The organism is Synechococcus sp. W55.1 (assembly GCF_047461655.1).
Taxonomy (GTDB): domain Bacteria; phylum Cyanobacteriota; class Cyanobacteriia; order Thermostichales; family Thermostichaceae; genus Thermostichus.
In genome coordinates this window covers 23,222-33,395 of record NZ_JANSHN010000023.1, presented here as the reverse complement: position 1 = coordinate 33,395, position 10,174 = coordinate 23,222, and the positions used below count along the sequence as shown (strand labels likewise).

The following is a 10,174-nucleotide window of genomic DNA, read 5'->3' as shown; positions in this document are numbered from 1 at the left end:
AAACAGTACCTCGCCCTCTGGCCATCCCTCTTCGATAACTGTTGATCCCTACCTTTTCCCCGCAAGGGGACGGAAACAGTACCTCGCCCTCTGGCCATCCCTCTTCGATAACTGTTGATCCCTACCTTTTCCCCGCAAGGGGACGGAAACGTGATCCGTGCGCAAGTGGCGGTTTCGCTATTCCGCGTTGATCCCTACCTTTTCCCCGCAAGGGGACGGAAACGTGTAACTAGTTTATGCCGAGAGATTCTCGTAACGAGGTGTTGATCCCTACCTTTTCCCCGCAAGGGGACGGAAACATGGCACCGTCCACTTATCAAGAGTACCTACTTCCTTCAGTTGATCCCTACCTTTTCCCCGCAAGGGGACGGAAACCTCGCCTGGCCTCAGCTCCACCTGCGGCAGGAACCCGCGTTGATCCCTACCTTTTCCCCGCAAGGGGACGGAAACATTAGATCAGTCGAACGCAGGTAACCCAGTCGGGTATACTTTGTTGATCCCTACCTTTTCCCCGCAAGGGGACGGAAACGCTTCCCGCAGTGCATCTTCGATCCAGTGCGCCGGGGTTGATCCCTACCTTTTCCCCGCAAGGGGACGGAAACAGCCATCTCGAGCCGTTCGTCGGGTGTAAAGACGTAACGTTGATCCCTACCTTTTCCCCGCAAGGGGACGGAAACTCCACTGAGGCGGGAGCCAGTTCCCCTCGACCTTCGCTGTTGATCCCTACCTTTTCCCCGCAAGGGGACGGAAACCCAATGTGCCGCTCCCAGCGGCCGATGAGTATGATTCGTTGATCCCTACCTTTTCCCCGCAAGGGGACGGAAACCTGAGCTACGCGAGGCGAGAGGAGAGAGAAAGGAAAGTTGATCCCTGCCTTCTTCGAGACATCCTTGAGAACTGAGACTGGCGGATTCTAGGGTGGATCCCTAGCGCAGGAAACGGGCCAGCAGCACCAGTCCGATGCCGCCGAACAAGATGTTGAAGCTCCAGGCTGCCGCCCAAGGGGGAAGGGCTCCCACTTCTCCCAAGCTGCGAGACACGCTCAGAACCACGTAGTAGCCAAACACCAACAGGATCCCGAAGACGACGCCCCCGTAGCGTCCCACCCGCCGCGCGGTGGTGGATCCCAGGGGGAGCGAAATCAGCACGGCAAAAAAGCTGGCCAGGGGCAGGGAAAAGCGCATGTGGAACTCGGTGCGCAGAGCCTGAGTATTGAGATTGGAGCGGGCCAAACAGGAAATCCGCTCCGCCAGCTCCGGTAAGCTCAACTCGCTGGGGGGAACCGGCGGCTGCATCAGGGCAGCCAGATCCTGAGAAACTTGCAACGGCTTGCGATGAAACGTTTGCTCGGCAATGCTGAGGCCGGTGGGGCCGTAAAGGTGGGTCGCTCCTTCGCTCAGGCTCCACTCCAGTCCGTTCCACACTGCCTGAGCGGCCAAGGTCACTTCCACCAACTGGTATTTGCCTCCCGGCAAGGGATCCACCCGCAAAATCGTGACATCTTGCATGGTATTCAACCGGGGATCCACTTGGCGGATGAAGAACCAGAGGTTGTCTTCGGTTTTGAAAAAGACATCGTATTGCACTGGGGTGGCGGTCTGGGCCAGCAAAGCCTGCTGATCGATCTGGCGGATTTGCTGTTTGCTGGCCGGCAGCAACACGTTGCTGATGAAAAAAGCGCTCAAGCTCATGGCCAACCCCACCAGCAGCAGGGGTCGGAAAATCCGGCTAAAAGGGATCCCGGCTGCCCGCATAGCGGTGATCTCGCTGTTGCCGCTCAGCTTGCCCAAGGTGAGCATGGTGGCAAAAAAGGCGGCAATGGGCATACCCAGCACCACCATCTCCGGCAGATCCAAAACCAAGAGGCGCAACACCGTCAGGGGGGGGACGGATCCCTCGACCAGCCGCTCGGCCAGGGTAAACAGTCGGCCCACCAGCAGCAGCAGGGTTCCCCCCGCAACACCGGCCAGCACTGGGGTGAGCATCTGCCCAAATAGATAGCGCTCCAGCAGCCAGAACTTGGTGAGCAACCGTGCCATGTTTGAGAATCGAAGGGGATCGCCCTTCTCCCCAAGGGAGAGGCGAGTTGCAATAGCCGAAGAATCGGCGGCAAAAGCCCTGAACCAGGCTTATCGATTTATTCTCGCTCAAGGGCTTGGGGCAGGTGGGGGAAACGACTCCGTTTTGTCGGCAGGATCCGAACGCGGCCTAGGAGAGTTGAGGGGAGGTTCGGACTCGGGATCCAGCTCGGCCCCCCAGGCGGCCAGGTAGGCCCGTTGTTCGGGGGAAAGGCGGCGAGCCTGGCGGAAATCTGCCCCTGCCACGATAGCTCCGGTGTAGGCTCCGGTCTTAAAATCCGGCTTTTGCCCCGGCTGAGCGGGGGAAGCCGTCTGAGGGGATCCCACAAACAGCAAAGCGCGGTAAAGGTCTGCTCCCCGCAAATCGGCATCCCGCAAGTTGGCTCCGCACAGGTTGGTGTGGCTGAGATCGCAGCCGCTCAGGTTGGCCCGCTCCAGGCTGGCTTCGCTGAAATCCACCGCCCGCAACAGGGTGCCATGCAGGTCGGCTCCCTCCAGCATCGTGCCCAGGCTGACCACCCGGATCCCGTGCAGGCGATCCCGCTGGTAGCCCCCCTTGCCATCCAGGATAGGTCGGCCCAGGTGTTCGTCTCGCCGCAGAGGGCTGAGCAGATTGGCAGTGGAGAGAAAGCGCAGGATCTTGGCTTTGCCGAAGCGATCCACCCCATTCAACAGAGCAGCCGTGCGCCCGGCAGCAATGGCCCGCTCCAGGGGCCAATCGTCCAACTGCCCATCGGGAGACAAGACCAAGTTGGAAATGCCTTCAAAGTAGGCGTCGATGGTCTGCTGCTGGGTAATGATGTTCTGCTGAATGGTGAGATCGCGGGAGATAATGTACTGCCGCCAGGCAATGTAGGCAGCCAGGATGGCAATCAAGATTTGGCCTGTGGCCCCGAACACTTCTCCCAAAGCCCCAATCGCCTCCCAACTCAGGGATCCCAAGGCAGAAAACAGCCCGCTCCCGGCAATCCCTCCCATCACGGCCAAGCTGAGGGCCACTCCCGCCCAGGCCAATTGAGGCCAAGTAGTCAGCCACTGCCAAAGACGGCGTCCGATCTGAGCCCAAAGCGATCGCCCCCACCAGCCCGCCAGGCCCAGCCAAGCCAGCACCGCCCCCCAGCCCAAGACCGGCTGAGCCATCAGCTTTCCCAAGAGCAGCAAGAAGGCCGGGATCCCCAACAGCAGCAGATGAATCAGGGGGCGCCACGGCGAGACCGGAGACAGCAGGATCCCGGATTCAAGCAGCGACGGCTCTTGGGGCAGATGTTCGGGGACAAGGGTTTTGTAGGTCATGGCGCAAGAAAGGATGATACTCTAGGGCTAGTGTCAGATTTGCAAAAAAAGCCTGCGTTAGTCCGTATTTAGAGTTGGAGAATAGGGCAGGCCCCTGCCTGCTCAGTTTGGTAAGATGACCTCGGCTTTCCTTCTCTAGCCCAGCCTGGTGTGGGGATAACCACCATGATCTCTTCCTTATTGTCCTTACTGCCTATTGGTCTGCAGAAATCCGGCGAACACCAATCTACAGCAGTCCTGCCCGGCCTGCGGGCGCAGCGCCATCGTTCTGCAATGCTGACGCGGCTGGCAACCTCTCTGATGCTTGGCACCACCCTACTGCTGACAGCAAAGTTGGATCCTGGCTGGGCGCAAACTTCCCTGGACACTGGTATTACCGGCGAGCAGACCCTGCCTCAAGCTCCCCCGCTCCCGGACAATCGCCCGGCCATTTTCGTGGATGCAGCCAACGGCAGCGATACCCGTGGGGAGGGATCCCGCAATAACCCCTTCAAGACGATTACTTATGCCATTCAGCGGGCTGAGGCTGGCAGCGTCATTCAGCTTTTTCCCGGGGTATATAGCGAGGAGAGCGGCGAAACCTTCCCCATCCGTCTGAAAGCCGGCCTCACCTTGCGTGGGGACGAGTCCACCTTGGGAGAGGGCTATCTCATCACCGGCGGCGGTACCTACATGAGCCCGACCCTAGGCCGACAAAATGTTGCTCTGCTGGCAGAAACCGGCGCAGAAGTGCGAGGAGTTACCCTGCGCAACCAAGGGCGGCGCGGCTATGCCCTCTGGGTCGAATCGGCCTCCCCGCGCATTCTCAACAACAGCTTTGTGGGCAGCATCCACGATGGAATCTTCATCGCTGGCGCTGCCAATCCCTGGGTAGAGGGCAACCGCTTCTATAAAAACGGGGCCAACGGCATTTCCGTTTTGGGCACCTCCCAGCCCACCATCGTCAATAACCTGTTCCAAGAAACCGGCTTTGGCCTCACCATCGACCAACGCTCGGCGCCTGTTGTGCGCAACAACCGCATTCTGCAGAACCGTACCGGCGTGGTTGTCGGGGGCAGCTCCAGGCCCATCCTGCGCAACAATCTCATCGCCCAGAACTTGGAGACCGGCCTCACTGCCATCACCAACGCCCAGCCGGATCTGGGCACGGCCACGGATCCCGGCAACAACATCTTTGAGGGCAACGGCCAATACGATATCAACAACGCCACCCGCGGCCTGCGCCTCAATGCCAACGGCAACCAACTGCGGGGCCAGGTCAAAGGGGATCTGGATCTGTCCGGTCAAACCACCGTTGCCGCCCTTCCCGACAGCGCTCCCCGCCCCATTGCCCCTGGCACTTTGGCTCTGCCCAGCGCTCCGGCCCAGCCGGCTACTCCCAGGGATCCCCGGCCAGCCGCTGAGACCCCCTCCACCTTGCCGGTTTTAACGGTGCCCCAGTCTACTGCCCCGGTTCCCCCCTCTCCGCCCCAAGGATCCGGAGGGCGCATCTTGCCAGATCCCTCCAGCCCTCAGGCAACTCCCCAGCCCCAACCTCCGGGGGAGCAGTTTGTGGCTGTCCCCTTCACCCCCGATGGCTCTACCACACCTGCCCAGCCGGCTGACCCTGTTCCCAGGCCACCGTCGGCTCCCCTCACGGATATCACCACCCTTCTGCCCCCGCCGGCCCGTCGCCCGTCCACGGGGATCCCAACTACTCCCTCTGCTCCCACTACAACTCCAGTTGCCCCCCCTGTGGCTGCTGTGGGCTCGGCAACCCAATTTCGCGTGTTGGTGACCCCCAAGAGCAGCGATGACTTGAACCGATTGCGGCAGCTCATCCCCGAGGCGGTGGAAACGGTTTTCAACGGCAGAACAGTGTTGCAGGCGGGCCTGTACGACAGTCGCAGCCAGGCCCAGTCGGTCTTGGATCGGCTGTTGGATGCCGGCTTTGAGGCGGTTGCCGAGATGATTTTCCGCTAGCGACCCCCCACACTGCCGGCTTGCTTCTCCATAGCGGTACGAGGGAGCTTTGATCCCAGTTCTTTGGCGGGGTGGCCAGCCATTGAGCCCAAGTCTCCTTGGTCGCTGGCAAGGGAATTGACTACAAGTGCTTGCCAAGAGCGATGACGGCTCGAACACCCCCTCTCTAGTCCAGCGGATCCAGTCGGTAGCGGCTGAGCCAGTGATCCAAATGCACTTCCTCCTCATCCAGCAGTTGGGCGTTGATCAACCCCCGTTTGAAAGCAAGGCGGATGGCTCTGGCCCGCAAGCTGAAAGTGGTTCCCCACTCGTCGCTCTCAATTTGGTCGTTGCTCACCTCTAGTTTGTCGTAGAGGTTGCGCAGACGGTTGGTTACCCCTCGGCGGGACAAAAAGCGCCGTGCAGCAATGGCCTGGTCGGTGAGGCCAAGGGCAATGTCGATCAGCACTTCGTACTCGGCGTCGCTGAGACCGGTGATTTTGTTTTGTGAACGGGAATCGACCCCGCGCACCTCTCGGTCGATCACGCATTGCTCATCCTGCACCACCGCTTGGATGGCGCTGACCAATTTTTCATCGGTGCAATTTTTCAAAAGGTAGCCATAGACAGTTTGCGGAGGCACGATCTTGTGCAGCTCCCGCACATAGACTTCATCGGCAAAATGCGACCAAAAAATGATGCGCGTGCTGGGGCACTCTGACCAAACCTGCCGCGCTACCTCGATCCCGGTCATCTCAGGCATGCGAATGTCCATCAACACAAAGTTGGGGTGGTGCTGACGGTAAAGTTCCAACGCCTCTCGGCCATTCGAGGCCATGTATACCGGGCCGAACTCAGGCAAATGTTGCGTCAGTAGGCTATGGACATGCTGACGGTAAAGAGCGTCATCTTCAGCAAGGAGGGTACTCACGGGCCTTTATCAGAGTTACCGAATACTTTCTTTTCACTTCCTAACTCTAAAAACACCCACAAGGGAAGGCAAGGCACTATTGAGCAGTACTCAAAAGGAGCAAGGGATCCCCTCCACCGGCGATGAGTAGCGGCTCAGGAAAAGGAGTTCGTCCCGCTCTCGTCCTGTGGACGGTGCGGTTTCCCCTAGCACCCACGCAGACGGCTCATGAACTTCTCCACCGCAGATGTTAAAAACTTTTGACAAGCGGCAGTCTAAGCTGTTTCTACGGCAGAGGCCAAAAACGCCTCGATCTCAGAGCGTTGGGGCAAGCTGGGTTGGGCTCCTGCACGGGTTACAACCAAGGCAGCGGCGGCATTGGCAAAACGCAGGGCTTCCCTCAGGGATCCCCCGGCAGCCAAACAAGCAGCTAAGGCCCCACAAAACCCATCTCCGGCAGCGGTGGTATCCACCACTTCCACAGGATGAGCTGGCCAATGGCCACTTTCTTCCCCATCTGCCCAGACCAGCCCTGCCCCTCCCAAGGTAAGGATAACGGCTGGGATCCCGTGTTTCTGCAGTTCTTGAGCCACCTTTTGGGCTTGTTCCGGCGTTTCCACAGGAGATTGGGCAAGGGCAGCCGCTTCGCTTTCGTTGAGCACCAAGTAGCGAACCTGGCGCAACAGGGATCCCGGCAATGGCGCGATGGGGGCGGGATTGAGCAAAATCGGGATCCCTTGGGCAAAGGCTTGTTCTGCTGCAGCTTGCACGGTGGGCAGGGGGATTTCCAGTTGCAGCAGGAGCAGGGCCGCCGGGGTAAAGGGAGGCAAATGCTCCGGCATATAGCGACCATTGGCCCCAGGGCTGACCACAATTCTGTTTTGCCCGCCGGGATCCACCGTGATCAAAGCCAGACCGCTGGGCCCTTCCAAATGCGTTAGATGGTGGGTATCCACGCCGTTGTGCTCCAGGTTCTCTTGGAGCAGACGCCCAAACTCATCGGATCCCACCGCTCCCCACATTTCCACCTGGGCTCCCGCCCGCGCCGCTGCCACCGCTTGATTGGCTCCCTTACCGCCAGGGTAGGTGGCGTAGTCGGATCCCAGCACCGTTTCGCCAGGGCCGGGATGATGGGGCACCCGCACCACCAAATCCATGTTCAAGCTACCCACCACTCGGATTGGGCCTGCCATCGGGCTTGTGGGGAAATCCTGTTGGAGAAGCAGAGATCTTCGGATCCCTGGGTAGCCATTGTACCAGCCGCCGGTCTTGGCCAGGGATCCGGCTGAATACCCCACCACGCAACAGGGGCTGTCTGGAGGGATCCCTCAGCATGCTGCCACTCGCCAAGAACACAGGGCAAGAACCCGATTCCCAAGGATGAGGATCCCGACTATCTTGGTGGGTGTTGACCCAGGAAGCAAGCTGATGTTGCTGACAACTACAGATGTGCTGCAGGGTGTGGAGATCGAGGGCTACCTGGGCATTGTAACAGCCGAGGTGGTTTACGGCAGCAACGCTCTGCGGGACTTTTTTGCCGGCATCCGGGACATCATCGGTGGGCGCACAGGGGCCTACGAGCGGGTTTTCGAGCAAGGCCAAAAAGAAGCCCTGGAAGAGCTGGAGCGGCGGGCCAAACGCTTGGAGGCAAATGGCATCATTGGTGTTGCCATCAACACCGGCACCATCAACATCGACCAAACCGGGGTGCTGCTGCTCATCACCGCCACCGGCACCGCCGTTAAGCTCCGCTGACGGATGCTTCTGTTGAAGGTTTCCCTTTCTCGGAAGATGATGGCAGCCTGTTCTCAGGCCAAGCTTTCCATCACCGCCTCGTCGATCTCGAAATTGGCATAGACATTCTGCACATCGTCTAGGTTGTCGAGACGCTCCATCAAGGCGAGCACCAACTTGGCCGTATCGGGATCCTCCACATGAACTTCATTGGATGGGATCCAGCGGATGGCCGCATCTTGCACTGGGTAGCCCTCTTTTTTCAGGTAGGTGGCCACCTGCTCCAGCAAAGAGTAGTCGCAGTACACCTCTGCTCCTGTGCCTTCCACCTTGAAGTCGTCTCCTCCCGCTTCCGCCACCGCCAGCAACAGGGCTTCGGGATCCAACACCTCCTCCAGGCTGATCACCCCTTTTTGCCGGAACAGCCAGCTCACGCAGCCGGCTTCTCCCAAGCTGCCGCCGGTTTTGCTGAAGGCTTCTCGCACCTCGGCAGCCGTGCGGTTGCGGTTGTCGGTCATGGCCTCGATCAACACAGCCACCCCACCGGGGCCGTAGCCCTCGTAGCGAACTTCTTCCAGGGGGCTGTCGTCGCTCCAGTTGCCGGCTCCCTTGGCAATGGCTCGTTCAATGTTTTCGCTGGGCATCCCCGCTGCTTTGGCTTTCTCCACTGCCGCCCGCAACTGAAAATTCCCATCCGGATCTGGCAAGCCGTTGCGAGCTGCCACGATGATGGCCCGCGAGAGTTTGGTAAAGAGGCTGCCCTTTTTGGCATCTACACGGGCCTTTTGCCGTTTAATGTTGGCCCACTTGCTGTGTCCTGCCATGCCGCCACACACCAGTCAAGCAATGAATTGGAGGGATCCCTCCACTTTTGAAGCCTAGATCACCTCGGCTCAGGACTCAACCCCGCGACAACTGGGAGGGCACTGGCCTGGTCACAAATTATAGTTAGTTATTTCAAACAGCAGTGAAACGGTTCGTTATGTCGATTCCTAACTCCCTCTCCCAGAGAGAAACTGGGGGTAAGGGCAGCGGCGCGGAGCGCTTGGGGAGTATCTCAATCTGGTTTGAAATGACTATAACGAGGGATCCTTCACAACCCAGACTCAGCTACCCAACAAACCCATCAGGGCTGAATCGGCTGCCGCTGGATCACATCCCCTTGGGGCGGAGGCGGAGGGGCTGGGGTTTCTTGAGGGGTAGGCGTTGCCTCTATGGGAGGAGTTTCCCCAGGAGGCGGGGGCAGAGGGGGCACAGCTTCTCCAGGCACAGGCCCAGGTGTAGGCGTGGGGGTTGGGGATGGAGTTAGAAAGGGCGTCACCTGTCCCAACAGCTCGGCATAGAAAATCGCATCTTGCTCTGGCCCAAAGCGGCCCACTTCCCAACGGTGACGGGGCACAAACATTGTTTGCAGCAGCACTTCCCGGCTGACAAAAGCGGGAGTACCCGAGAAGACGTAGCCATCGACAATGACTCGATTCAAATCGGGCCGAGTTTGAAACACCCGATCCACCTCCCGCAGCATCTCCGTATCCAGCCGCCCCAGCAGAGTTTCCAGGGTGTCTTCAGGGCTGATCGGTACCCGTACCGAAAAGCGATAGCCTTCGCAACGATAGTCCCCACAGATCTTGACCAGCTCGTTACGCACCCGGATTTGCGCCCCAGGATCGAGATTGCGCCCCGGCACAAGGACTTCTTCCTGAGGTTGCTGTTCGACCGGCTGGGCCCATAGCTGGAGTTGACTTGCCCATCCTGCCCAAACTAGGGATCCGAAAAACAAGCCAAATCCCAAGCCTTTCAGGGGAAGGCTCCAACCCAGACTGCCCTGCTCAGAGCGAGGTGAAACGGGGGGCTCACAATCCTGGATCGGGCTGTTCATAAAGCGTTGACCGATTCTTCAGCGATGGCTACCGCCAAATCTACCCGACATCGGCCAGAGAGGCACTAGGCAGGGAGAAAAATAGGGTATTGGCCTCGGATCAGTTTCAAAACAGGGGCAGAAGAGAAGCTTTGACCAAGAAAACTGGGTTGCAAGCCCCGCCCTAAGGCCTACGGCCCGCTGACGCGACCAGGGCGGCTTTGTGCTATGGTGTTGAACGAACTCCGCCAACTTGAATAGGGCGCAGTGTCAACAGGGAAAGTATCTGGGAGTTCATCCCAGTAGGTGGCGTCATAGCATCCCCCACCACTTGCAAGGGTGGTGTAGCTCAGAAAGTTA

Annotated in this window: 8 protein-coding genes and 1 CRISPR repeat array; of the genes, 2 read left to right on the top strand and 6 right to left on the bottom strand. The window is 59.2% G+C overall.

What is annotated here, in order from left to right; genetic code table 11:
* Positions 1–40 precede the first annotated feature (40 nt).
* Positions 41–826: direct repeats of the CRISPR family, unit length 37 nt; unit sequence GTTGATCCCTACCTTTTCCCCGCAAGGGGACGGAAAC.
* A gap of 100 nt (positions 827–926) precedes the next feature.
* Both NW816_RS11310 and NW816_RS11305 read right to left on the bottom strand, forming a co-directional pair.
* Positions 927–2,039, bottom strand: a complete 1,113-nt coding sequence (locus NW816_RS11310) for an LptF/LptG family permease (protein WP_414409219.1) — start codon at positions 2,037–2,039, stop codon at positions 927–929.
* A gap of 108 nt (positions 2,040–2,147) precedes the next feature.
* On the bottom strand, positions 2,148–3,371 hold the full coding sequence (locus NW816_RS11305) for a pentapeptide repeat-containing protein (protein WP_414409218.1): 1,224 nt from the start codon (positions 3,369–3,371) through the stop codon (positions 2,148–2,150).
* A 165-nt stretch (positions 3,372–3,536) separates the two neighbouring features.
* Between NW816_RS11305 and NW816_RS11300 the strand changes: the two genes are divergently transcribed.
* Positions 3,537–5,333, top strand: coding sequence for a DUF1565 domain-containing protein (locus tag NW816_RS11300; protein ID WP_414409217.1), 1,797 nt, complete (start codon positions 3,537–3,539; stop codon positions 5,331–5,333).
* A gap of 166 nt (positions 5,334–5,499) precedes the next feature.
* Here NW816_RS11300 and NW816_RS11295 read toward each other — a convergent pair whose 3' ends face one another.
* Together NW816_RS11295 and rbsK are read right to left on the bottom strand one after the other, a co-directional pair.
* Positions 5,500–6,243 (bottom strand): response regulator, encoded by a 744-nt coding sequence (locus NW816_RS11295; protein ID WP_414356063.1) that lies wholly within the window; start codon positions 6,241–6,243, stop codon positions 5,500–5,502.
* Between the two features lie 254 nt (positions 6,244–6,497).
* A complete protein-coding gene (rbsK, locus tag NW816_RS11290; RefSeq protein WP_414409216.1) occupies positions 6,498–7,520 on the bottom strand; it encodes a ribokinase in 1,023 nt (340 codons plus the stop codon).
* Between the two features lie 130 nt (positions 7,521–7,650).
* Here rbsK and NW816_RS11285 point away from each other — a divergent pair, with 130 nt between their 5' ends.
* On the top strand, positions 7,651–7,977 hold the full coding sequence (locus NW816_RS11285; protein WP_414409215.1) for a YbjQ family protein: 327 nt from the start codon (positions 7,651–7,653) through the stop codon (positions 7,975–7,977).
* Between the two features lie 53 nt (positions 7,978–8,030).
* Here NW816_RS11285 and NW816_RS11280 read toward each other — a convergent pair whose 3' ends face one another.
* Both NW816_RS11280 and NW816_RS11275 read right to left on the bottom strand, forming a co-directional pair.
* Complete coding sequence (locus NW816_RS11280; protein WP_414409214.1) at positions 8,031–8,780, bottom strand: YebC/PmpR family DNA-binding transcriptional regulator; 750 nt, start codon at positions 8,778–8,780, stop codon at positions 8,031–8,033.
* Between the two features lie 302 nt (positions 8,781–9,082).
* Positions 9,083–9,835: a hypothetical protein gene (locus NW816_RS11275; RefSeq protein WP_414409213.1), complete on the bottom strand. Its 753-nt coding sequence runs from the start codon at positions 9,833–9,835 to the stop codon at positions 9,083–9,085.
* Positions 9,836–10,174: the final 339 nt, after the last annotated feature.

Coding starts and splice junctions, on each gene's coding strand:
- NW816_RS11280 (WP_414409214.1), bottom strand. CDS start 8,780: ATGGCAGGACACAGCAAGTGGGCCAACATTAAACGGCAAAAGGCCCGT.
- NW816_RS11300 (WP_414409217.1), top strand. CDS start 3,537: ATGATCTCTTCCTTATTGTCCTTACTGCCTATTGGTCTGCAGAAATCC.
- NW816_RS11275 (WP_414409213.1), bottom strand. CDS start 9,835: ATGAACAGCCCGATCCAGGATTGTGAGCCCCCCGTTTCACCTCGCTCT.
- NW816_RS11310 (WP_414409219.1), bottom strand. CDS start 2,039: ATGGCACGGTTGCTCACCAAGTTCTGGCTGCTGGAGCGCTATCTATTT.
- NW816_RS11305 (WP_414409218.1), bottom strand. CDS start 3,371: ATGACCTACAAAACCCTTGTCCCCGAACATCTGCCCCAAGAGCCGTCG.
- NW816_RS11285 (WP_414409215.1), top strand. CDS start 7,651: ATGTTGCTGACAACTACAGATGTGCTGCAGGGTGTGGAGATCGAGGGC.